The sequence below is a fragment of the Paenarthrobacter sp. AR 02 genome, from assembly GCF_021538675.1.
Classification (GTDB): domain Bacteria; phylum Actinomycetota; class Actinomycetes; order Actinomycetales; family Micrococcaceae; genus Arthrobacter.
In genome coordinates this window covers 201754-223421 of sequence record NZ_JAJUKH010000003.1, presented here as the reverse complement: position 1 = coordinate 223421, position 21668 = coordinate 201754, and the positions used below count along the sequence as shown (strand labels likewise).

Here is a 21668-nt window from a genome sequence, read left to right as displayed (position 1 = left end):
CACAAGCGGAACGGGCCGCCGTCGTACTTCAGGTGAAAGTACGACGGCGGCCCGTCACGTAGCGAGTGGAGGGTCAGTCGCCCACGGCCTCGCCGATACGGCGGCGGATTCCGTCGAAGTGCCGGTTGAGCAGCTCGGAGGCTGAGGCCTTGTCCCCGGCGGCAACGGCGGCGTAGATGTTGCGGTGCATGGCGGCGGTCTTCATGAGGTCCTCGTTGCCCGGACCGATTTCGACGTGGATCTTCCGGTAGACCTTCCAGAAAACACCCATCAGGTTGATCAGGAGCTCGTTGTTGAGCGGCTCGAAGAGCCTGCGGTGGAATTCAGCATCGGCGGCCACGAAGTTTTCGCCGGCAGCGGCGAGATCCTCCATCTGCTTCACCGCTTCCTCAATGGAGGCAAGCTGTTCGGGTGTCATGACGTCCATCGAAGAGCCGATCAAGCCCGACTCCAACGCCTGGCGCACATCGACGAGCTGCAACGCCTCAAGCCCCTGGTGCCGCAGCGACAACCGGCCCCTGAAGGTGAGGCCGTCGGCGAGGGCGTCAAAATTGCTCGGGGCCACGAACATGCCGAAGCCATGCCGGATCTCGATGACACCCAGGGCTTGCAGGACCTTGAGGGATTCGCGCAGCGTATTGCGCCCGACGCCGAGAGCCACCGACAACTCGCTCTCTGTCGGCAGTGGATCGCCCGCCTCCAGCTCGCGCTCGAGGATCAATTCCATAATGTCCGACTGCAAGGCACGAAGCCGGGCCTGTGCACTGAACCGCGCCTGCGGAACTACACCGGAAGTTGTCATGGCTTTCTCCTTGCCGCTGCATCACCCGGGAAGCCTGGGCGATGCGGTGTTAATATTGAGGCGAGCTTAGCGCCCACCGCAGAATGAGTGACTCGCAACATACAATATCGGATGTCCCACCTCCTTGATAAGTATGTTCAGGGATTTCGCTGGGATTTCCCCTTAGGACCGGCCGCAGCCGGAAAACCGCCGGGCGCGCGGACGAGGCCAGGCCGCCCACTCTCACTTGACGTTCTCTTGTGACCGCCCTTACAGTTTCCATACGAGCATCGGACGTCCTACATCCGATAACCCACGAAACGCGATTGGTGAGGCACCCTATGAGCAAGACGATCAACAGCCTGCCGCTGGTCAATGACGCCAGCCGCCGGAACTTCCTGAAGCTAAGCGGCGCAGTTGGTGCAGCAGCCGCCTTCACGGCAACACTTTCTGCGTGCGGCGGCGCTGCCAGCACGACCACCGGCACCAGCACCAACACGGCCGCCGTCAACAAGGACCTCACTATCGAGGCAGGCATTTCCTACGCGCTCTCCACGGGTTTCGACCCCCTGAGCTCTTCGGGTGCGACGCCGATGGCTGCCAACCTGCATATCTTCGAAGGCCTCATCGAGCTGCACCCGGCCACCCGCGAGCCCTACAACGCCCTGGCCGCAGCGGACCCCAAGAAGATCAACGACACCACCTACCAGGTGACCATCCGCGATGGCGCGAAGTTCCACGACGGCTCCCCCGTCACCACCGAGGACGTCGCTTTCTCCTTCACCCGCGTCATGGACCCGGCCAACAAGTCGCTGTTCTCCCAGTTCATCCCCTTCATCCAGGACGTCAAGCCTGTTGATGCCAAGACGGTGGAGTTCACCCTTAAGTACGCCTTCCCCGGCTTTGGCCCCCGCATCTCCGTGGTCAAGATCGTCCCCAAGGCACTCGCTACCGATCTGAAAGCCTTCGACGCCAAGCCCGTCGGTTCCGGACCGTACAAACTCGTTTCCGCGGTCAAGGACGACAAGATCGTCTTCGAGGCATTCGCCGACTACAACGGCCCGAAGCCGGCACTGGCCAAGGGCATGACCTGGCTGCTGCTCTCCGATGCCGCTGCCCGCGTCACCGCCGTCCAGTCCGGTCGCGTCCAGGCCATCGAAGACGTTCCCTACCTGGACGTCGATGGGCTGAAATCCAAGGTGAAGGTCGAATCCGTCCAGTCCTTCGGCCTGCTGTTCCTCATGTTCAACTGTGCCAAGGCACCGTTCGACAACAAGCTGGTCCGCCAGGCACTGCACTACGGCCTGGACAAGGAAGCCATCATCAAGAAGGCCCTGTTCGGAAACGCCAAAGCCGCTACCTCCTACTTCCAGGAAGGCCACCCCGACTACGTCAAGGCCAAGAACGTTTATGGCTTCGACACGTCCAAGGCCGAGGAACTCCTGAAGCAGGCCGGCGTCACCACTCTCGAATTCGAACTCCTCACCACAGACACCGCCTGGGTGAAGGACGTTGCGCCACTGATCCTCGAGTCCTGGAACAAGATTCCCGGTGTGAAGGTCACGGTCAAGAGCCTCCAGTCCGGCGCCTTATACAGCGACCGCGTTGGCAAGGGCGACTACAGCGTGGTCGCTGCCCCCGGCGATCCCTCCGTCTTCGGCAACGATGCAGACCTCCTGCTGAGCTGGTTCTACTCGGGTGCCACCTGGATGGACAAACGCGCTTTCTGGACCACCCCGGAGCGCACCAAACTGCAGGGCCTCATGGACAAGGGCTCGCAGGCCTCGGGCGATGACGCCAAGAAGATCGTCGGCGAAATCGTGGACATGGTCTCTGATGAAGTGCCGCTCTACCCGGTCTTCCACCGCCAGCTTCCCAGCGCCTGGGACGAAAAGAAGCTCAACGGCTTCCAGCCCCTTCCCACCACCGGCCTGTCGTTCGTCGGCGTCGGACGCACTGCCTAAGCAATCCTTCGCGTTGTGAGGCCCGCTCTGCAGGGTTAAACCCCCAAAAACCCTGCAGAGCGGGCCCCACAACCAGATCAACCGGAGAACAAATTGGTCACGATATTGCGTCTGCTTGGCCGCAGGCTTGCAGCATTGCCATTGATGATCCTGGGCATCACGTTGCTCGTCTTCCTCGTCCTTCAGGCCGCTCCCGGCGACCAAGCCAGTTCAGCACTTGGCGACGGCGCCAGCGAAGAAGCGAAGCAGCAATACCGCCAGGACAATGGCCTGAACGACCCCTTGGTCCTGCAGTACTTCCGTTTCCTCGGCAAGCTTCTGCAGTTCGACCTGGGCGTCACCACCCCACCGGCAAAGTCGGTGGCATCCATGATTGGGTCGGCCTTCCCGCTGACTCTGCAACTGACTTTCCTGGGCGTCCTCATCGCGATCGTCCTCTCCCTGGCCTTTGGCATCATGGGCGCCCTGTACCGCGACAAGTGGCAGGACCAGTTGGTCCGCGTCTTCTCAATCGCCGCAATTGCCACGCCGTCGTTTTGGCTGGGCATCCTGCTGATCCAGTGGTTCGCCCTCGGTGAGAACCCCATGTTCCCCTCGGGCGGAATTGCGACGCCGGAATCCGGCTTTGGCGGTTGGCTCAACTCGATGGCCCTACCGGCACTCGCCCTCGGCATTCCCGTGTCCGCATCCCTGATCCGTGTGGTCCGTACCTCCATGGTGGAAGAACTGGACCGCGACTACGTCCGGACCGCCATCGGCAACGGTGTCCCCTACCGCGAGGTCGTCTCCAAGAACGTCCTCCGCAACGCCCTCGTCACACCGGTGACCGTGCTGGGACTGCGCGTTGGCTACTTGCTGGGTGGCGCCGTCGTGATTGAAATGATCTTCGCGCTGCCCGGCATGGGCCAGCTGATCCTCAACGGAATCACCAACCTGGACGTCAACCTGGTCCAGGGCGTGGTGCTCACCATCTCGGTCACCTTCGTTCTGGTGAACATCGTGGTGGACCTTCTCTACCTGCTCATCAACCCCCGAATCAGGACGGTATAGCTCATGCGCAGCAAGCTCGCAGAACGGCTAAGTGCCCCGGGCATTCGTTTCAAGGCCCTGCCCTGGGGCTCCCGCATCGCCCTGCTTTTCCTCGTACTGATTGTGCTGGCGGCCATCTTCGCGCCTGTCATCGCCCCGCATGATCCGCTGGAAACGTTCATTCCCGCCACGCCTCCGGGCGCCGAGCACTTCTTCGGCACCGACCGCCTGGGTCGGGACATTTTCTCCCGCCTGCTTTTCGGCGCACAGTCGTCGCTGATGATCGGCCTCGGCGCCGTGGGCCTGGCCATCCTGGCCGGCGCGCTCCTTGGCTCCTTTGCCGCCACGTCCAGCAAGTCCGTCAATGAAATCATCATGCGGCTCATGGACATCCTCATGGCGTTCCCGGGCATCGCCCTGGCGGCTGTGCTGCTGGCAGCGTTCGGCAACTCGGTGCCCACCATCATCATCGCGATCGCCATCATCTACACCCCGCAACTTGCCCGGGTGGTGCGCGCCAACGTGCTCGCACAATACGGCGAAGACTACGTCCGTGCCGAGCGGGTCATCGGAGCCGGCCGCTTCTACATTCTGGTCAAGCACATTGTCCGCAACACTGCCGCTCCCGTGCTGGTGTTCGCCACGGTCATGGTTGCCGACGCCATCATCCTCGAAGCCTCGCTGTCCTTCCTGGGCGCAGGCGTCCAGGATCCCGCACCGTCATGGGGCAACGTGATCTCCTACGGCCGCAACCTGGTCCTGTCCGGCGGCTGGTGGGCCACTACGTTCGCCGGCCTCACCATCCTTTTGACCGTTCTTTCCTTGAACATCCTGGCCGAGGGCCTCACCGATGCCATGGTGAACCCGAAGCTTCGCCGCGCCCCCGTGGTGAAGGACGACGACGGTTCGGCTGCAGTTATTGCCGTGGACACCGAAGTTGGTACATCCGTTGCCCAGCCTTCAGTGGTTGAGGAACACGAGCTCGACGGCGTCCTTGCGGCTTCCAGCGCAGGCGTCGCTTCCGAGGCGGGCGCCTCAGCCATCCTCACCGATGTGAAGCTCGCCGCCGCCAACCCGCACCTCCTCCTGGACCGCGAACTGGAACTCCTGGCAGCAATCGAAGCGAAGCGCACCGACCGCCTCCCGCAGGTACCGGCAGGTGCACGCAACGTGCTGGAAGTGAAGAACCTGTCCATCCGGTTCCCGGGCCGCTTCGGCGATATCGCGATCGTGGACAACGTGTCCTTCACTGTCCGCGAGGGCGAAACGATGGGCCTTGTGGGCGAGTCCGGTTGCGGCAAGTCCATCACCTCGCTGGCCGTCATGGGCCTGTTGCCCAAAACAGCGCAGGTCACCGGGTCAATCACCTTTGACGGCAAGGAACTCCTGGATCCGAGCACCAAGCACAGCGATCCCAAGGCCTACCTTGGCCTGCGCGGTGAACAGATCGCCATGGTGTACCAGGACGCCCTCAGTTCGCTGAACCCGTCCATGAAGATCAAGGACCAGATGGAGCAGCTCACCAAGCGTGGTGGCCGCAAGACACCCGCGGAACTGCTGGAGATGGTGAAGCTTGACCCGGTCCGGACACTTGCCAGCTATCCGCATGAGCTCTCCGGCGGCCAGCGTCAACGGGTGCTGATTGCCATGGCGTTGTCCCGTTCCCCCAAGATCGTGGTGGCCGACGAGCCCACTACCGCCCTGGACGTCACTGTCCAGAAACAAGTTGTGGATCTGCTGAACGAGCTGCGGGAACAACTCGGGTTTGCCATGGTGTTCGTCAGCCACGACCTCGCGTTGGTGGCCTCCCTGGCCCACCGCATCACGGTGATGTACGCCGGCCAGGTGGTGGAATCCGCACAGGCTTCCGAGCTTCTGCGGAATCCCAAGCACGAGTACACCCGTGGCCTGCTGGGTGCCGTCCTGTCCATTGAAGCCGACGCCGCCAGGCTCCACCAGATCCCCGGCACCGTGCCATCCCCGCGGGACTTTGCCACGGGAGACCGCTTTGCCGCCCGGTCCCTGCGCCCCGACGCCGATCCCCACCAGAAGCTGGTGCTCACTTCGGTGGCCTCGGCCAATGGCGATGATGACGCCGACCACTACTGGGCAAGCCACCTGAAGGAGGACGCACGATGAGTGAATCAACCGGCAAACCGGTCATCGAGCTCAAGGACGTCAAGGTCTACCACCATGCACGGACCGGGGGCCTGTTCCGTCCGAACATCGTCAAAGCCGTGGACGGCGTCGACTTCACCATCAGCCGCGGCGAAACCGTCGGCATCGTCGGTGAGTCCGGCTGCGGCAAGTCCACGCTTGCTTCGGTGCTCGTGGGACTGCAGCCGCCGACGTCGGGCAAGGTTTTGTTCCACGGAAAGCCGGCCATCAAGCGGAACGCAGCCATGCGCAAGGCGTTTGGCCGCTCCGTTTCCGTGGTCTTCCAGGACCCGGCCACGGCGCTGAACCCGCGCATGACCATCCAGGACATCCTCACCGACCCACTGCAGATCCATGGCATCGGCAACGCTTCCTCCCGTGCCGCCAAGGTCAAAGAACTGTTGGCGCTGGTCGGCTTGCCGCAATCGGCAGCCGAAGTAACGCCGTCGCAGGTTTCCGGCGGACAGCGCCAGCGCGTGGCGATCGCCCGTGCACTGGCGTTGGAGCCGGACATCATCGTCGCGGACGAGCCGACGTCCGCCTTGGACGTTTCGGTGCGCGCGCAGGTGCTGAACCTTCTGTCCGATCTGAAGACGCAGCTGGACCTGGGAATGGTGTTTATTTCCCACGACATCCAGACTGTCCGCTACGTTTCGGACCGGATCTGCGTCATGTATTTCGGCAAGATCGTCGAGCAAGGCTCCGCTGCGCAAGTCTTCGACAACCCGAGCAACGACTACACCAAGAAGCTGCTGGGCGCCGCGCCGAGCCTCCTTCACATCTAGTTTTCCTTTCACACGCAACAAACAACGGAGATTTCTGTGTCCACTCAATTCCAGGGCGTCATTCACCCGGTCATCACCCCCCGCCACGCTGACGGCAGCATCGACACCGCGTCGCTGAAGAACGTCACCAAGCACCTGATCGACGGCGGCGTCTCCGGACTTTTCGTCCTGGGCTCCTCCGGCGAAGTTCCGTACCTGACCAACGACGAGCGCGAGCTGGTGGTCTCCACCATCGCTGACGCCAACGCCGGTGCGGTCCCGCTGATCGTGGGCGCCAACGAGCAGACCACCACCCGCGTGATCGAGGAAGCCCGCAAGGTGGTTGACCTTGGTGCCGACGCGATCGTGGTGACCTCCATGTACTACGCCATTGGCAACGCAGCAGAGACGGAGACCCACTTCCGCGACATCCACGCCGCCATCGAGAAGCCGATCTTTGCCTACGACGTTCCCGTCCGCACCCACTTCAAGCTGCCCACGGATCTTTTGGTCCGCCTCGGACGGGACGGCGTGATCGCAGGCGTCAAGGACTCCTCCGGCGACGACGTCTCCTTCCGCCAGCTGCTCCTGGCTGCCAAGGACATCCCCAACTTCGACATCTTCACCGGTCACGAAGTAGTGGTGGACGGCGCCCTCCTGGGCGGCGCGCAGGGTGTTGTCCCGGGGCTCGGCAACGTTGATCCCGCGGGTTACCGCCGTCTCTTCGATGCCGCACAGTCCGGTGACTGGGCCCGCGCCGCACGCGAGCAGGACCGTCTGGCCGACGTCTTCGAGATCGTCTACACCCCCAACGGACGCGTCTCCGGAGGCGCAGCCGGCCTGGGTGCGTTCAAGACCGCGCTGCAGGTGATGGGCGTCATTGAGTCCAACACCATGAGCTCGCCCATGCTCAGCCTGAACGATTCCGAGACTGCTGCGATCCGGGAAATCCTGGAACGCAACGGGCTGGTCTAACCTTCATGACCCACGTGATCGGCGTTGACCTCGGCGGCACCAAGACCGCTGCCGGGGTTGTCTCCCCGTCTGGCGAAGTTTTAATGACGGAGACCATTCCGACGTTGAACCGGGACGGTGGCGAAGCGATCCTGGACGCCACCGCTGCGCTGATCGCGGGCTTGGCAGAGCGCGCTGCCGACGCCGGACATCAAGTGTCCGGTGTCGGCGTCGGCTCCGCCGGGGTCATTGACGCTACGTCCGGGATGGTGGTGTCCGCGACCGACGCAATTTCGGGCTGGGCGGGCACTGCGCTGGTTTCCGGACTTTCTTCACGCCTCGGCCTTGCTGTTCGGGCCGTCAACGATGTCCACGCACACGCCCTGGGCGAGGCATGGCTGGGAGCCTCGGCAGGTTCGGCCAGCTCACTGATGGTGGCGTTCGGTACCGGGGTTGGCGGCAGTTTTGTGCTGGGTGGCTCTCCGGTCCTGGGGCACCGTTTTGTTGGCGGGCATGTGGGTCATTTCGCTTCACCTTTCGCGGTTTCCGACGGCGTTCCGTTGCCTTGTGTTTGCGGTTCGGCCGGTCACGTTGAGGCAATAGCTTCCGGGCCTGCGATCCATGAGGCTTATCTGCGCTGTGGCGGCTCTACTGCGTCAGCGACCGACACGCGCGGCGTGTTCGCGCTGGCCGCTGCTGAAGCCCACGACGGCGGCGCCTCCTTTGGGGCCAGCCGCGACGCCGCTGTGCGCGCCATCCACGTCGGTGCCACCGCAGCCGGCCAGGCCGTGGGCGGCCTCATCAACATCCTGGATCCCGAAACCGTGGTGATCTCCGGAGGACTGGCCGACGCCGGAGACCTCTGGTGGAAACCCATGGAAGCTGCCCTCCGCCAAGAACTCTTGGCACCCTTGGCTGCAGTCCCCGTGCTCAGGGCGTCCCTGGGCAACTCCGCTGCCATTATTGGCGCCGCAAAACTCGTCCTTCTTTAAAGGGAGACATCATGATCCTCACCCCCGAAAACCTTGAAGCCCTCCGCTCCCAGCTGATCGTCTCCTGCCAGGCCTACCCGGGTGAGCCCATGCGTGATCCCCGGACAACGGGTCAGGTGGCGGCATCCGCTGTGATCGGCGGGGCTGCGGCAATCCGCCTCCAAGGGTTGGCCGACGTGCAGTTCACGCGTGCCGCCGTCGAGGTCCCTGTCATCGGACTGTGGAAGGACGGGCACGACGGCGTATTCATTACCCCTACACTCCGGCATGCCCTTGCAGTGGCGAACGCAGGGGCACATGTGGTGGCGATCGATGGAACACGCCGGACCCGCCCGGATAAGCTGTCCCTTTCCGCCACGATCAGCGGTATCCACGCTGAGTCGCATGCACTGGTCATGGCTGACTGTGGCTCGTTCGATGACGCCGTTGCTGCCGTGGAGGCCGGGGCGGACCTTATCGGAACCACACTTGCCGGCTACACCGGCGAGCGCGCCAAGACGGATGGCCCGGACTTGGAGTTGCTCTCCTCGATAGCAGCCGCTGACCTCGGAAAGCCCCTGATCGCCGAGGGCCGCATCCACACCCCGGCCCATGCCCGCCAGGCCCTCGACGCCGGCGCGTTCGCCGTGGTTGTGGGCACGGCAATCACCCACCCGGCCAGCATCACGGGCTGGTTCAAGGGCGCGATGCACGCCTAGCCCCCGTTGCGGGGCCCGCTCCGCGACCCAAAACCTCCCAACACACCAGGCCCCACAACACACCACCCCCACTTGCGGGGCCCACTCTGCGCCCCAAAACCCACACCAACCCAGCACACCAGGCCCCACAACACACCACCCACACTTGCGAGGCCCGCTCTGCGCCCCAAAACCCCCACACACCCCGCAGAACGGGCCTCACAACGCAGGGCTCCCGGCGTAGGCTTTCCCCATGACTGCCGAGAGCTCCCGCGAGTACGACGTAATAGTGATCGGCGCAGGCGCCGTTGGGGAAAACGTGGCGGACCGGGTGGTCCGGGGCGGCCTGTCGGTGGTGATCGTGGAGAACGAGTTGGTGGGCGGCGAGTGTTCCTACTGGGCGTGCATTCCTTCGAAGGCGCTCCTTCGCCCAGGGAGTGTGCTGCACGCGGCCCAGGTCATCCCGGGCGCGTCCGAGGCCGTAACCGGGGTGGTGGACGCGAAGGCCGCATTGAAGCACCGGGACTGGTTCACCAACAACTGGGAAGACGGCAGCCAGGTCGAATGGCTGGAGAGCGCCGGCATCGACCTCATCCGTGGCCGCGGCCGGATCACGGGACCCCGCGAGGTCCAAGTGGACGGCCTGGACGGAAACAGTTACGCCTTGAAGGCGCATCATGCCGTGGTGGTGGCAACGGGTTCCAAACCCACCATCCCGGGGATCGCGGGCTTGGAAGACGTACCCTTTTGGACGACGCGCGGCGCCACGGCAGCCAAGGAGATCCCCAAACGCCTCGTCGTCCTGGGCGGTGGAGTGGCTGGCGTTGAAATGGCGCAGGCGTTCGCGCGGCTTGGATGCGATGTGGCGGTTGTCGCCCGCGGACGCCTCCTGAGCAGCTATCCGGAGGAAGCGGCCAATCTTGTCCTGGCGGGCCTCCGCGCCGACGGGATCGATGTCCGCCTCCACACTGACGTGGACAAGGTGGAAAAGAAGGACGACGGCTCGGTAACAGTCACGCTCGACGGCGCAACGCTCCAAGCCGATCAACTCCTGGTCGCTTCCGGGAGGCACCCTTCTTTGGCCAACCTTGGCCTGGACAGTGTGGGCATTGAAGCGCCTGACGGCAAACCCCTCAAGCTCACCACGGACGCCAGCGGGCTCGTCGACGGTCCCGCCAGCGATGGCACCAGTGGGCTGTGGCTCTACGCTGCCGGGGATGCCGCAGGCAAGGTGCTGCTGACCCACCAGGGCAAGTACGAGGCCCGCGCTACGGGGGATGCAATCGTCGCCCGGGCCAACGGCAAACTCAAGGGCAGCCCGCAGCCGTGGAGTCCATGGGCCCACACTGCCAACGACCACGCTGTACCAAGTGTCGTGTTCACTGATCCCGAAGTTGCTTCCGTGGGACTGAGCCTGGAGCAGGCCCTCCTGCAGGGAAAGAATGTCACGGGCGTCGAGTTGCCCATCAACGTATCGGGTTCCCAGCTGCACTCCCCCGACTACAAGGGGTGGGCGCAGATGGTGGTGGACGAGGACCGGAAGGTGATCCTCGGGGCAACGTTCGCCGGCCCGGGCGTGGCTGAGCTGCTCCACTCCGCCACCATCGCGATCGTGGGAGAAGTTCCCTTGGACAGGCTGTGGCATGCGGTTCCGTCTTACCCGACCATCAGCGAGATCTGGTTGCGCCTGCTGGAAAAGTACGGACTCTAGGATCTATTTGAACTGACCGGTCAGTTCAGTTAGACTTTTCGCAGACACCATTTCTGCGAAAGGCTTCATTGTGCTGTCCGTACAGCAACTCCAGATCAACGGCCGCCGGGGCGATCTCCTTCCGGCAACGTCCCTCACCGTGAGCCGCGGGGAACTCCTGCTGGTGGCCGGCGAAGGCCAAGACCAGCGGACGGCTTTGGCATTGGCCCTTAGCGGCCGCATGAAGCCCAGCAATGGCGTCCTCAGCTGGGACAACAACACCAAGACCAAGAAGATCCGCCTCGCGAGCGCCCTGGTTGACTCCCCCGGCGTCAACGAGCCGGAGCAGCACCTCAGCGTCCGGGACCTCGTCACCGAGGACCTCTCGCTCATCCCGCGCCGCTACCGTGGAGCGCTGCTGAGCAAGCCCTGGCTGAAGGTCAACAGCTTTGAAGACATCGCCGACCTGTGGATCGAACAGCTGCCTGCGGGACGGCGCCTGGAACTCCTGTCCGCGCTCGCCCTGGCTGACCCTGCCACCGACCTCCTGGTGGTGGACTCCCCCGACCGCCACAGCGCCGATCCGTCAACGTGGTTGCCCCGCCTGCAGGCCTTGGCGTCCGACGCCGGGCGGCCGCTTGCGGTGGTAGCCGTGGTCGGTGCCCTGCCGGACATCTGGACCGGTGCGGCCGCGGTGATCGGCAACTCAGTTTCGCACCCGCCCGAACCGGAATCGGAACCCACCCCCTCGGCGCCCGAGCCGGCTGCCGCCGTCGAGCCCCAGCCCAGCGCGGAGCCCCAGCCGCACGCAAAGCATGCCGCCGAAGCGGCCGAACCCCTCGACGAACCCGAAACCCAAAACCTCCAAAGGACTGCAAAGTGACTGTTCTGCGGCTCGCCCGCTCCGAACTCAAGCGCATGACCGGCGGGCTCCTGCCCAAGCTGACCATCCTCGCCCTGACCATGGTTCCGTTGTTGTACGGTGCCGTGTACCTTTACGCGAACTGGGATCCGTACGGCAACCTGAACCAGATCGACGCCGCCCTGGTGGTCGAGGACACCGGTGCCACCACCAAGGACGGCAGCGAACTGCAGGCGGGCAAGAAGGTGGCGGACAGCCTGGTGGAAGGCCATGTCTTCAACTGGAAGCAGGTCGCCAGCGCCGAGGATGCGGACGCCGGCGTCAAGACCGGCGAATACGCCTTCGCGCTGCGGATCCCCAAGGACTTCTCCGCAAACCTGGCATCCCCGGGCAGCTTCGACGCCGCCAACCAGGCCATGCTGCACGTCACCACCAATGACGCCAACAACTACCTGTTGAGCACTATCGTGGACAAACTCACCACCGCTGTGCACTCCACGGTCGCCAAAGAGGTGGGCGAAGAGACAGCCAACCAGCTCCTCACCGGTTTCGGCACCATCCACGCATCAATCGTCAAAGCAGCGGACGGAGCAGGACAACTCGCCGATGGTGTCGGTAAGCTCAGTGACGGCGCCGCGACCCTCCATGACGGCACCACGCAACTGGTTGCCGGCGCCGACCAGCTGGTCGCCGGCCAAACGAAACTGCGCGACGGCGCGGTACAGCTCAACGGCGGCGCCAGCCAGCTGAGTTCCGGCCTGACAGAGCTCAAGAACAAGACCTCCACGCTGCCCGCAGACTCCCAGAAGCTGGCAGACGGCGCAGCAAAGGTCGCCGCCGGAAACGCCCAGTTGAACGCGAAAGTCCAGGACGTCGTGGGTCAGCTCGAAGCAGCGGACAAGGGTCTGCGCACCAGGGTTGTGGAGTCCAACGCCCGGCTGGTGACGTCCGGTGTGCTCACACAGGAGCAGGCTGACAAGGTCCTGGCCGACTTCGATGCCGCCGCTGCATCCAACCCGGTCCAGGACGCCAAGGCGAAGATCTCCGGCGACGCCGCAAAGATACAGCAGCTCTCTGACGGCTCGGCCGCGGTGAGCGCCGGGGCCTCAAAGCTTGCAGCCGCCACACCCACGCTCACGGACGCCATCTCCAAGGCAGCCGCCGGCGCAGGCCAGCTCCAAACCGGCGCGTCCACCCTCGCCGCCGGCCAACAGTCGGCGCTCGATGGGGCGGTAAAGCTCGACGACGGCGCCCACCAACTGGACGACGGCGCCGGCCAACTCGCGAGCGGCGCAGTGACCGCCTCCGATGGTTCACACACCCTGGCCTCCGAACTCGCGAAGGGCGCAGGAGACATCCCCAACCCGAACGACGAGCAAAAGAGCAGCGTCTCCAAGGTGATCGCTGATCCCGTCGCAGTGGAGAACGTCTCGCAGGCCAAAGCCAACTCCTATGGCGCCGGCCTTGCACCGTTCTTCCTGACTCTTGCCCTGTGGATCGGCGTGTTCATGCTGGTCCAGGCCATGCGGCCCATCACCCAGCGCGCCCTTGCCTCGAACGCACCTTCGTGGAAGATTGCCGTGGGCGGCTGGTTGCCGTTCTTCGTGGTCTCCGTTTTCCAGGCCACGATCCTCACGCTCGTGGTGAACCTGGGCCTGGGTCTCAACGCCTCGCACCCGATCGGCATGTGGCTGTTCATGCTGGCAGCCGTCATGGCGTTCACCGCGATCATCCAAGGCATCGTGGCCCTCCTCGGAACGCCCGGCAAGTTCGTGGTGTTGATCCTCCTGGTCCTCCAGCTCGTTTCCTCCGGCGGCACCTTCCCTTGGCAGACCACGCCGATGCCGTTGCATGTGGTCCACGAGATCATGCCCATGGGCTACGTTGTCACGGGTATGCGGCACCTGATCTACGGCGGTGAGCTCAGCATGATCTGGCCTACCGTACTGGGCCTGCTTGGGTACACTTTGCTGGGAGCGGCGCTGTCCACTCTCGCCGTCCGCAAGCACAAGATGTGGACTTTGAAGACCCTGAAGCCGGAGATCGCAGTTTGAGCACCACCGAGCCGCACTCTTCGGATTCCGCGGTGGGCGGGAGCAAGAAGCTTCGCCCCGAACGAACCAACGCCACCAAGCAACGGTTGTTCGAGGCCTCCATGGAGCTGATCGGCGAACGCGGCGCTGCCGGAGTGACAGTTGACGAAATCGCCGCCGCGGCCGGGGTTTCCAAGGGATCCGTCTACTACAACTTCGGCAGCAAGTCCGACCTCATCGCCCAGCTGCTGCGGCATGGCGTGGACATCATGCTGGTCCGGCTCCAGGATGTCCAAGGCCAGAGCAGCGACCCACTCGAATCCATGAAGAACATGGTGGGGCAGGCGATGGACTTCATGGACGACTACCCGTCGTTCGCCCGCCTGTGGGTCAGTGAAAACTGGCGCACGCCGGGCGAATGGAGCGCGGTGTTCACGGAACTCCGCGCCGAACTCCTCGCAGTCATCGGCTCCGCGGTGGAACGGGTTGCAGAGGGCTACAGAGTGGACGAGTCGATCGCCCGTGGGAGCCTGGAAGCAGCCATCTTCGGTGCGATCTTCGTCGTAGGACTCGACCAGCAGACCTACAACCCGGAACGAACCCGCGACCAGAGCGTCGCGGCTGTGATGACCATCATGCACGGATACGTCATCAAGTAAGACGGTATCCAACTGCAATCTACGACGGCGTGGCGTGGCCACTTGGTCGGCGATGATTAACCTCATGCGTCACATGGGGAACAGCGGAAAACTAGCGGTCATTGCCGCCTTCGTATCCCTGGGGCTGTTGGTGCTCGCCGCCGTCGTCCTTGAGGAACTGGTGCTGTACCTCTTCCTGGGCGCCGTGCTGCTCTGCTACCTGTCCTGCATCGTCCAGCTCTTCAACCGTCGCAGGTACCTGGTGGTTCTCCTCGGCGCAGCCGGCACCAGCCTGTTCATCGGATTCAGCATCGCCTTCCTGCGTATGTGGGGCCTGGCGTTCAACCAGGACACCAACGCCATGGGAAGCGCCGTCAGCACCGAAGACTCGGACATCTACTTCTACCTCGCAGCGGTGGCCGGTGTTGGCACCTTGGCGGTGATGTTCCTCGGAGCCGTGATGCCGTCCTTCGGATCGCGGGCACCTGCTCCCGCCAAGCGGCCGGCATCCGGAGCCAAGCGAATTCCGGCTGCACGCAAGCCAACCCCGCGGCCTGCTTCCCCACGCCCAACCACTCCGGCCAAGCGTCCCACGGCTCCCCGCCCTTCTTCCGGCGCCTCCAAGACCACCGCGGTGAAGCGCCCCGCTCCACGAACGCCGGCGGTGCCAGCCAAGCGGCCGCCGTCGAGCTCTTCTTCCCAACGCAAGCCTGCCCCCAAACGCTGAAACCTCCACGTTGCGGGGCCCGCTCTGCGCGCCTACGCGCGAGCGAAACACGCAAAGCAGGCCCCACAACGAAACCCCGCCACGTTGCGGGGCCCGCTCTGCGCGCTTACGCGGGAGCGAAACACGCAAAGCGGGCCCCACAACGGGCGGGTCAGGAGTCGAAACCCAACCCCACGGCGTCGAGCGCTTTGAGGATGAGGTTCCGTTTGCCCTGGTTGTGGTCCGCCCTGTCCATGGACCAGCGAGTCAGGTTGATGCCCAAGGACGCCAGCGGTTCCGGCGGGAAGGGCAAGGGCCGTTTCCTGACCATTTCCACACGCGTGCGTTCAGTGTCCAGGCCAGCCAACAGGTCCAGGAGCACATCGCCCGCGAACGCCGTGGCACCAACTCCGAGTCCCGTGAAGCCAGCAGCGTAAGCCACCCTGTTCCTGCGCGCGGTGCCGAAGAAGGCACAGAACTGCGTGCTCGAATCGATGGGCCCTGCCCACTTGTGCGTGAACTTCAGCACCCAGGTGAAGCACGTGATGTTCGAGCTGGAGGGCCTGGCTGAGAAGGACTGGCACCGAACCATCTTTACTTTGCGCTGATCCCCTCCCGTTGCGGGGCCTGCTCTGCGCGCTAAGGCGAGAGCTAAACGCGCAAAGCAGGCCCCGCAACGGGGATGTCCGGGCGTTTCCGCGAGGCACCCAGTACTGCGGTGGCAACGCCCAGGAGCAGGATCAGCCCGCCCAGGATTTCGGCTGGTGTGGGAACCTCGTTCAGGACCAGCCAAGCCGCCGTCATGCCCACCACCGGGACGAGCAGCGTGAAGGGCACGACGTCGGAACTTGGGTAGAGCGACAACAGACGGTTCCAGATGCCGTAGCCCACAAGCGAGGCGAACACTGCGGTGTAGATCGCACTCAGGATCGTGGCCGCCTGGAGGTCCAAAAGCGTCGCCCACACCGTGTCCGGACCGTCCACAACGAGCGACAATCCTGCCAACGGGACAGGCACCACCGCACCGGACCACACCACCAGGCCAAGCCCGGACTTGGCCTTCGAGTGCCGCGCCACCACGTTCCCCACCGCCCATGACAACGCCGCTGCCAGCACGATCATGAGCGGGAGCACCGGGGCTACTGCGCTGCGCCCCAACGCCACCACCGCCAAGCCTGCGATGCCAAGCACTACCCCGGCCAGTTGGCGGCGGCTGGGCCTCTCACCGAGGAACCTGGAGGCCAGCAGAATGGTGAACAATACCTGCGCCTGAAGGACCAGGGACGCCAGGCCAGCCGGCATCCCCAGTGCCATGCCGAGATAGAGGAGCCCGAACTGGCCGGCACTCATGAAGAGTCCGACGCCGACAATCGCCTTCCAGCCGACGTCGGGTTTGCGGATGAACAAGATGAAGGGGAACACGACCAGGAGGAAGCGCATGGCGACGAAGAGCAACGGCGGCACATCCCGGCCGTTCGCGTGCAGGCCGAGGTCGATGGCAACGAAGTTGATGCCCCAGAGGACGGCTACCAGGACGGCGAGGGCAGAGTGGCGAAGGTTCACAAGTCCACTCTGGACCCCTTGACCTTGAAGCACCAGCATCGATTTCCGCATGGAACCACGTAGATTTGCTTCATGATCGACATCTCGGCTCTAAGGGCGCTGGTCGCCGTGGAACGGCATGGATCGGTGGTGGCCGCCTCCGATGTGATGGGCTATAGCCCCTCGGCAGTCTCGCAGCAGATCAAGAAGCTGGAAAAACAGACAGGCGTTGCTGTACTGGAGCGCAATGGCCGCGGCGTGCTGCTGACGGAGCGGGGGCTGGCGCTGGCTGGCTATGGCCGTCGCATCATGGGCGAGCTCGAGGAACTGCAGGCCACCTTGCTCTCCGACCCTGCACAGCCGACGGGACTGCTGCGGATGGTCGCCTTCTCCACCGCGTGCCGTGGACTGGTGGGCCCCATGCTCGGACGGCTCGCCGCGTCCCACCCCGCCCTGGAGATCACTGTGCTGGCAGAGGATCCCCGCGAAGCCGTGCAAAGGGTGGCCTCCGGGGAAGCGGAACTCGCCGTGGTCCACAATTGGAACTCGGTGCCGCTGGTCATCCCCGGAAACCTGGTGCACCAGGACCTTTGCGTGGACCAGGCCGATGTGCTCGTCAACAGCACCCACCCACTCGCGGCGAGGGCCGCCGTCGAGCGTGAAGACCTGCTGGACGAGACCTGGATCAGCACCCCGGCGGGCGCCATCTGCAACGAGGCGCTCCTGCAGATTTTCGCAGGACTGGGGCGGGTGCCTGACATCCGCGTGTACGACCCCGACTTTTCCACGCACATCGCCATGGTGGAGCAGGGGGTGGCCGTGGCACTTGTTCCGCGGCTCGGCAGGCCTCCGCTCCCATCCGGCGTGGTCGCCATTCCGGTGATGAACCCCACCCAGCAGCGCTCCGTTGGAGTGGTGTACCGCAAGACCATGACAGCCAGCCCCAACATCCGCCTGGCCGTGCGCATGCTGCGCGAAGTCGCGGCGGAACAGCTTCCTAGTGGCGGGGCACCTTAAACTGCGTCAGCCGGGCATCCTGGCCATCCAGCTCCGCCCACGGTTTTTCCGTCTCCAACACCGTCAACGCACTGGTTGGGTAGCGAGTGGCGGCGTCCATGTAGGCATCGTGATCGGAATCGCGGGACGCCAAGTGCATGGCGAGGTCCTGCACTCCGGGCATATGCGAAATGACCATCAGCGTGGTTACGGTGTCCGGAACGTGATTGATCACCGTCAGCATGCGGTTCGCTGAGGCAGCATACAGGCCGTCCTCCAGCTTCGGAGTGGGAGCCTTCTCCCCCAACTCGTTGCACACCCAGGTGCACGTCTGGCGCGTCCTGAGCGCGGACGAGCACAGGATGAAATCCGGAACCACCCCGTGCTTGAGCAACCACTGTCCGGCCAACGGGGCTTCCCGGTGGCCGCGTTCCTCCAAGGGACGCTCATGATCGGGCACGCCCACCGGCCAGTCCGCCTTGGCATGCCGCATGATCACAAGGCGCTTTAGGTGATGGTCGCTCATGCAACAACCCTATCGAAAGCAAAAGCGCCCGCCCCAAAGGTACGGACGCTTTCGGCAGTCAAAAGATCAGATCGAGTATTCCGGAGCGGCCCAGACAATGACTTCGGGGTGCTCGTAGAAGCGGTAGCCCTGGCCGCGGACCGTGCGGACAGTGTTGGCGAGGCGGCCCAGCTTGGAGCGCAGTCGGCGGATGTGAACGTCGATGGTGCGTTCGTTGGGCACTTCCTCGGCGTTACGCCACAGGCCTTCGAGCAGTTCGTCGCGACCCACGGTACGGGTGCCGTTCTCAACGAGGTAGTTGAGGAGCTCGAATTCCTTGAACGTCAGGTTCAGCGATTCGCCGTCCAGGTGAACTTCACGCCGGGCGAGGTCGATCAGCACGCCGGACGGGCGGGACTCCTGCTGCGGCGCCGGACGGGCAGCTTCGGTGCGCTGCCGTGAGGCAACCGTGGGGTCACCGAAGGTGGAACGCACGACGTCGAGGGCGGACCCGGGCGCGCCGGCGGGGGCCACTGCGACGGCAGCGTAGCTCTCCGCGCCGGTCACCAAAGACTGCGCGTAGGCGCGGATTTCCTGGGCAAGCTTGGCGATGGACGTTCCTGCGGCGGCTGCGGTTTCTTCGTCAATACCCATGTAGAGCACGAAGCCGCGGGCTACGTTGTCGTTGGCAACGGGACGCAGCCGGTCGGACTGGGCAATGACCGGCGTGGGAGCGGTCATGGGTGCCGGCTCTGCGGCGGGCACGGCGCGCAACTGGCCGTAGGAGTTGGGGTTGTAACCCTGCGGGACGTAGCCCGGAGCCTGCTGGCCGGCGCCTTGCGGGGCCGCAGAGTAGCCGGGACGGTTACCGAACCCGGGGCGGAGTCCTGCGTTTGACGCGGCCTTGTTGGCGTTACGGACGGAGATGTGGACGTATCCAGATGCAACTGACATGGAGTGCTTACCTCAAAAGTGAATAGCCGTCATCGCGGCTTCGAATGCTGGTTGTCCCCGCAATGAGTTTGGGGAGGGGCGCCCAACGCTGGGCTAGGGGGCGAATGCCTGAAACTTCTTGGGGTGGAAAGTTAGGCTTGCATTCGACAACAGCGGTCATCGTGGCCAGCGGGTGTGCTGGGCCAGGTTGCTGCGGCTGCAGGTGCTGTTGAGTTCTTGTTCACATTGGAAGTGTGCAACGTAACAATGGCAACACGCAAGTAACAAAGCGCCGAACCGTCCACATTTTGAGACGTCCGGGTCTATTGTGCCGCAAATCACAATTCACAATGGCCCGGAAATGAACGGCATTTCATTCGGTAAGGGCAGGAAGTAGCGGCCATTTGCTGAATTATCTTCGGAGGATGCGGCAGAATGTGGGCCCCGCTTCCCATCAACCACGTCCACGCGGAATCTCACGATCTGAAACAGTTGTTGTCCAATCGGAGCCATTTCCGATCTCGAATTTTTTTGCCTTCAGTCTGCTGGAAGTGGTGAAAACGGGCGCGGCAAGCGCCCGTTTTCTCAGGAGGTCGTCCCTGAACCCGACGTGGAGCCCTGCCCCGTGGAAGACGTCGCGGCGGTCAGCCTTACCGACGACGCGTTGTATGCATCCCCGCTCTTGGTAGCCGTGACCCGGACCGTCGCACCTGACGTGATGTCAGCTATGGTCAGGCTGCTGGAGGTGCCGCCACGCTGCCGGGTTCCTTGGGCAACGGCAGTGTCCGGGCCGAGGACATAGGTTCGCGTAAACCCGTCAGTGCTCTTGACGGTCAGCGAGTTGGAAGAAACCTCGCTGACAACTCCCACCTGATCGGCCATGGACACGTACTCGTTGTCGCGGAGGATGACGTACTCCGAATGGATGGCGGCACTCAGGCCCCCTCCGAATCCATCGGGTGCCAACCCGCCCATCTGGCCTGGCATTCCCTGGCCGGTTCCGTTTTGACCGCTTCCGTTTTGCCCCGTTCCGCCCGGACCCAGCCCCTGTCCCGGTACTGCCTGGCCCTGTTGCCCGCCCAGGCCGCCGGCCTGGCCCGGGGAAACGTTGGCAGCATCCGCAGAGCCTGCATTGCCCAGGGAGTAGAAGCCGACGGCGGTACCTGCCGCTACCGCCACGGCAACACCAGCCACTATCAGCGTCTTCTTGACGGTCCACCGGTTCTGCACTCCTGCCTTGTCGTTCGCCCCGTCGTTCGCATTGTCGTTGCCCACGAGCGGCAAGCCCCAGCCGGAACCGTTGCTGCCGGGTTGGCTGCTTGGGGGCTGAGCAGGCGGGGCCTCGCCCCACGCCCAGGATGACCCGGGATTGCGGTCCATGGGTTGTGCAGGCGGCGTCCGGACGGCTTCAGGCTCCTGGCCTACGGGGGTCGACTGCTGGGGTAGCCGCGGCGCTGGGTCTTGGGGGAATTGCTGGTTCTCGGGGAATTTCTGCTCGCTCATGATGCTCTTTCTTGTCTGTTGTTGTCCGATTACGCCCCAGCGTCAGTCCGCCGGCTGTGCGGAAGCTGTGTTGAGGAGTAGTTGATCCTGTGACCTGTGGATTCCCGTGCTCCGGGGCTCCCACCTCGCTAGTGTTGACTTCACAGGGTCCTCACAGGAGCGGCTCAGCCCGGGCAAACCAGCAGAATGGAGAGTTGTCACATGGCATCCCCGCACTCCATGACCAACAACCTCCCCCAGCTCACCCACCCCGACGGCTCACCCATCCGCGCCCTGGTGGTGGATGACGAGCCAAGCCTTGCTGAGCTCATGAGCATGGGCCTTCGCATGGCCGGCTGGTCGGTGGGCGTGGCCGCTGATGGACCCCAAGCCGTAAAGCTCGCCAAGGAATTCCGCCCCGACGTCCTGGTGCTTGACGTGATGCTCCCCGGTTTTGACGGCGTGGAAGTCCTTAACCGGATACGGGCTTTCGCCCCGGAGGTTCCTGCCCTGTTCCTGACAGCGAAGGATGCCGTGCAGGATCGCATCGTGGGCCTGGCGGCCGGAGGAGACGACTACGTCACCAAACCCTTCAGCATGGAAGAAGTGCTGCTTCGCCTGCACCGGCTGGTCCAGCGCTCAGGTGTCGCTGCGATGGACACCGCTGAGCTCGTTGTGGGTGATCTGATCCTGAACGTGGACACCCGGGAGGTCACCCGTGCCGGGGAGGACATTGCCCTGACGGCAACCCAGTTCGAACTCCTGCGCTATCTCATGGAGAACCCGAAACGGGTGGTCAGCAAGGCCCAAATCCTGGACCGGGTGTGGGACTACGACTTCGGCGGCCAAGCCAACATCGTGGAGCTGTACATTTCCTATCTCCGCAAGAAGATCGAGGCGAAACACCCGCCAATGATCCATACCGTTCGCGGAGCCGGCTACGTCATCAAACCTGCGGACTAA

At 64.0% G+C, this 21668-nt stretch carries 20 protein-coding genes and 1 pseudogene; 15 read left to right on the top strand and 6 right to left on the bottom strand.

Features of this window, described 5'->3' with window-relative positions; all coding sequences use genetic code 11:
• Positions 1 to 73: 73 nt before the first annotated feature.
• Positions 74 to 802: a FadR/GntR family transcriptional regulator gene (locus LRQ04_RS10265; protein WP_235520029.1), complete on the bottom strand. Its 729-nt coding sequence runs from the start codon at positions 800 to 802 to the stop codon at positions 74 to 76.
• Positions 803 to 1122: 320 nt separating this feature from the next.
• Here LRQ04_RS10265 and LRQ04_RS10260 point away from each other — a divergent pair, with 320 nt between their 5' ends.
• From LRQ04_RS10260 to LRQ04_RS10205, 12 genes are all read left to right on the top strand, one after another.
• Positions 1123 to 2745 carry an ABC transporter substrate-binding protein gene (locus tag LRQ04_RS10260; RefSeq protein WP_235520027.1) on the top strand — a complete coding sequence of 541 codons (1623 nt, stop codon included), beginning with the start codon at positions 1123 to 1125 and terminating at the stop codon, positions 2743 to 2745.
• A 93-nt stretch (positions 2746 to 2838) separates the two neighbouring features.
• On the top strand, positions 2839 to 3795 hold the full coding sequence (locus LRQ04_RS10255; protein WP_255774092.1) for an ABC transporter permease: 957 nt from the start codon (positions 2839 to 2841) through the stop codon (positions 3793 to 3795).
• Positions 3796 to 3798: 3 nt separating this feature from the next.
• Positions 3799 to 5913 (top strand): dipeptide/oligopeptide/nickel ABC transporter permease/ATP-binding protein, encoded by a 2115-nt coding sequence (locus LRQ04_RS10250; protein ID WP_235520026.1) that lies wholly within the window; start codon positions 3799 to 3801, stop codon positions 5911 to 5913.
• Positions 5910 to 6716, top strand: coding sequence for an ATP-binding cassette domain-containing protein (locus tag LRQ04_RS10245; protein WP_235520021.1), 807 nt, complete (start codon positions 5910 to 5912; stop codon positions 6714 to 6716). Before LRQ04_RS10250 ends, LRQ04_RS10245 begins: the two co-directional genes overlap by 4 nt.
• A gap of 36 nt (positions 6717 to 6752) precedes the next feature.
• Positions 6753 to 7670 carry a dihydrodipicolinate synthase family protein gene (locus LRQ04_RS10240; RefSeq protein WP_235520019.1) on the top strand — a complete coding sequence of 306 codons (918 nt, stop codon included), beginning with the start codon at positions 6753 to 6755 and terminating at the stop codon, positions 7668 to 7670.
• 5 nt (positions 7671 to 7675) lie between these two features.
• On the top strand, positions 7676 to 8641 hold the full coding sequence (locus LRQ04_RS10235) for an ROK family protein (protein WP_235520017.1): 966 nt from the start codon (positions 7676 to 7678) through the stop codon (positions 8639 to 8641).
• Between the two features lie 11 nt (positions 8642 to 8652).
• Positions 8653 to 9339, top strand: a complete 687-nt coding sequence (locus tag LRQ04_RS10230) for an N-acetylmannosamine-6-phosphate 2-epimerase (protein ID WP_235520015.1) — start codon at positions 8653 to 8655, stop codon at positions 9337 to 9339.
• A 232-nt stretch (positions 9340 to 9571) separates the two neighbouring features.
• Positions 9572 to 11029 (top strand): NAD(P)/FAD-dependent oxidoreductase, encoded by a 1458-nt coding sequence (locus LRQ04_RS10225; protein WP_235520010.1) that lies wholly within the window; start codon positions 9572 to 9574, stop codon positions 11027 to 11029.
• A 70-nt stretch (positions 11030 to 11099) separates the two neighbouring features.
• Positions 11100 to 11891 carry an ABC transporter ATP-binding protein gene (locus LRQ04_RS10220; protein ID WP_235520009.1) on the top strand — a complete coding sequence of 264 codons (792 nt, stop codon included), beginning with the start codon at positions 11100 to 11102 and terminating at the stop codon, positions 11889 to 11891.
• Positions 11888 to 13924, top strand: a complete 2037-nt coding sequence (locus LRQ04_RS10215) for a YhgE/Pip domain-containing protein (RefSeq protein ID WP_235520008.1) — start codon at positions 11888 to 11890, stop codon at positions 13922 to 13924. Before LRQ04_RS10220 ends, LRQ04_RS10215 begins: the two co-directional genes overlap by 4 nt.
• Positions 13921 to 14562 carry a TetR/AcrR family transcriptional regulator gene (locus tag LRQ04_RS10210; protein ID WP_235520003.1) on the top strand — a complete coding sequence of 214 codons (642 nt, stop codon included), beginning with the start codon at positions 13921 to 13923 and terminating at the stop codon, positions 14560 to 14562. Before LRQ04_RS10215 ends, LRQ04_RS10210 begins: the two co-directional genes overlap by 4 nt.
• Positions 14563 to 14635: 73 nt before the next feature.
• Positions 14636 to 15268 carry a hypothetical protein gene (locus tag LRQ04_RS10205; protein ID WP_235520001.1) on the top strand — a complete coding sequence of 211 codons (633 nt, stop codon included), beginning with the start codon at positions 14636 to 14638 and terminating at the stop codon, positions 15266 to 15268.
• A gap of 151 nt (positions 15269 to 15419) precedes the next feature.
• Here the strand turns inward: LRQ04_RS10205 and LRQ04_RS10200 are convergent.
• Positions 15420 to 15773 (bottom strand): annotated as a pseudogene (locus LRQ04_RS10200) (FAD-dependent oxidoreductase); the annotation flags it as partial.
• Between LRQ04_RS10200 and LRQ04_RS20610 the strand changes: the two are divergent.
• On the top strand, positions 15730 to 15855 hold the full coding sequence (locus tag LRQ04_RS20610) for a hypothetical protein (protein WP_255774124.1): 126 nt from the start codon (positions 15730 to 15732) through the stop codon (positions 15853 to 15855). The pseudogene LRQ04_RS10200 and the gene LRQ04_RS20610 sit on opposite strands and share 44 nt — an antisense overlap.
• 43 nt (positions 15856 to 15898) lie before the next feature.
• Here LRQ04_RS20610 and LRQ04_RS10195 read toward each other — a convergent pair whose 3' ends face one another.
• Positions 15899 to 16810: an EamA family transporter gene (locus tag LRQ04_RS10195; protein ID WP_235519996.1), complete on the bottom strand. Its 912-nt coding sequence runs from the start codon at positions 16808 to 16810 to the stop codon at positions 15899 to 15901.
• 72 nt (positions 16811 to 16882) lie between these two features.
• Here LRQ04_RS10195 and LRQ04_RS10190 point away from each other — a divergent pair, with 72 nt between their 5' ends.
• The gene (locus tag LRQ04_RS10190) at positions 16883 to 17806 is read left to right on the top strand and encodes a LysR family transcriptional regulator (RefSeq protein ID WP_235519995.1); all 924 of its coding nucleotides are present in this window, start codon (positions 16883 to 16885) and stop codon (positions 17804 to 17806) included.
• Here LRQ04_RS10190 and LRQ04_RS10185 read toward each other — a convergent pair.
• The 3 genes from LRQ04_RS10185 to LRQ04_RS10175 all read right to left on the bottom strand — a co-directional run bounded on the left by LRQ04_RS10185 (position 17787) and on the right by LRQ04_RS10175 (position 20726).
• Positions 17787 to 18311: a histidine phosphatase family protein gene (locus LRQ04_RS10185; protein ID WP_235519994.1), complete on the bottom strand. Its 525-nt coding sequence runs from the start codon at positions 18309 to 18311 to the stop codon at positions 17787 to 17789. The genes LRQ04_RS10190 and LRQ04_RS10185 overlap by 20 nt on opposite strands.
• Positions 18312 to 18377: 66 nt before the next feature.
• A complete protein-coding gene (locus tag LRQ04_RS10180; RefSeq protein WP_235519993.1) occupies positions 18378 to 19244 on the bottom strand; it encodes a winged helix-turn-helix domain-containing protein in 867 nt (288 codons plus the stop codon).
• A 564-nt stretch (positions 19245 to 19808) separates the two neighbouring features.
• Complete coding sequence (locus LRQ04_RS10175; protein ID WP_235519988.1) at positions 19809 to 20726, bottom strand: hypothetical protein; 918 nt, start codon at positions 20724 to 20726, stop codon at positions 19809 to 19811.
• A 201-nt stretch (positions 20727 to 20927) separates the two neighbouring features.
• On the opposite strand from LRQ04_RS10175, the gene LRQ04_RS10170 reads away from it, so the two are divergent.
• Positions 20928 to 21668: a response regulator transcription factor gene (locus LRQ04_RS10170; protein WP_235519987.1), complete on the top strand. Its 741-nt coding sequence runs from the start codon at positions 20928 to 20930 to the stop codon at positions 21666 to 21668.

Bases quoted from the DNA above. Each gene is read 5' to 3' on its own strand.
- LRQ04_RS10265 (WP_235520029.1), bottom strand. From the start codon at position 802: ATGACAACTTCCGGTGTAGTTCCGCAGGCGCGGTTCAGTGCACAGGCC.
- LRQ04_RS10260 (WP_235520027.1), top strand. From the start codon at position 1,123: ATGAGCAAGACGATCAACAGCCTGCCGCTGGTCAATGACGCCAGCCGC.
- LRQ04_RS10250 (WP_235520026.1), top strand. From the start codon at position 3,799: ATGCGCAGCAAGCTCGCAGAACGGCTAAGTGCCCCGGGCATTCGTTTC.
- LRQ04_RS10245 (WP_235520021.1), top strand. From the start codon at position 5,910: ATGAGTGAATCAACCGGCAAACCGGTCATCGAGCTCAAGGACGTCAAG.
- LRQ04_RS10235 (WP_235520017.1), top strand. From the start codon at position 7,676: ATGACCCACGTGATCGGCGTTGACCTCGGCGGCACCAAGACCGCTGCC.
- LRQ04_RS10230 (WP_235520015.1), top strand. From the start codon at position 8,653: ATGATCCTCACCCCCGAAAACCTTGAAGCCCTCCGCTCCCAGCTGATC.
- LRQ04_RS10225 (WP_235520010.1), top strand. From the start codon at position 9,572: ATGACTGCCGAGAGCTCCCGCGAGTACGACGTAATAGTGATCGGCGCA.
- LRQ04_RS10205 (WP_235520001.1), top strand. From the start codon at position 14,636: ATGGGGAACAGCGGAAAACTAGCGGTCATTGCCGCCTTCGTATCCCTG.
- LRQ04_RS10190 (WP_235519995.1), top strand. From the start codon at position 16,883: ATGATCGACATCTCGGCTCTAAGGGCGCTGGTCGCCGTGGAACGGCAT.
- LRQ04_RS10185 (WP_235519994.1), bottom strand. From the start codon at position 18,311: ATGAGCGACCATCACCTAAAGCGCCTTGTGATCATGCGGCATGCCAAG.
- LRQ04_RS10180 (WP_235519993.1), bottom strand. From the start codon at position 19,244: ATGTCAGTTGCATCTGGATACGTCCACATCTCCGTCCGTAACGCCAAC.
- LRQ04_RS10175 (WP_235519988.1), bottom strand. From the start codon at position 20,726: ATGAGCGAGCAGAAATTCCCCGAGAACCAGCAATTCCCCCAAGACCCA.
- LRQ04_RS10170 (WP_235519987.1), top strand. From the start codon at position 20,928: ATGGCATCCCCGCACTCCATGACCAACAACCTCCCCCAGCTCACCCAC.